This is a genomic window from Saccharothrix sp. ST-888 (assembly GCF_000955975.1).
GTDB lineage: Bacteria > Actinomycetota > Actinomycetes > Streptomycetales > Streptomycetaceae > Kitasatospora.
The window spans coordinates 1-344 of record NZ_JYJF01000646.1 but is presented as its reverse complement, the minus strand read 5'-3'; the positions used below and the strand labels follow the sequence as shown (position 1 = coordinate 344).

The following is a 344-nucleotide window of genomic DNA, read 5'->3' as shown; positions in this document are numbered from 1 at the left end:
TGCCATCGTCACCTCCGCGGCCACCTAGGTCGTCTTCCGCCCCCTGCTCTCCTTCACCGCGGTGCTGCGCCTGCCGCCCGACGCCGTCCTGGTCCACCGCGCGCCGCACCGGCTGTCCGACGCCGCCGCCTACCCGGCGGTCGCGGCCGGCCTGCTGCTGGTGGCCGCCGCCACCCTGCTGCTGCGCACCGCGCACCACCAGCTCGCAGACCTGCGCCGCGCGCGCAGCGCCGCGGACGCGGGGAACACCCGCAGCACCACCGGCCACCTGGCCGCGAACGGCCACACCAGCCACACCGGCCTCGCAGATGTCGCAGATGTCGCAGATGTCGTAGATGTCGCAG

Annotated in this window: 1 protein-coding gene; it reads left to right on the top strand. The window is 75.0% G+C overall.

Translation table 11 applies throughout. The annotated features are described in order from the left end of the window. Positions 1 to 61: 61 nt before the first annotated feature. Positions 62 to 344 (top strand): hypothetical protein (locus UK12_RS34095; protein WP_045307100.1); only part of this gene is annotated, 283 nt, incomplete at its 3' end.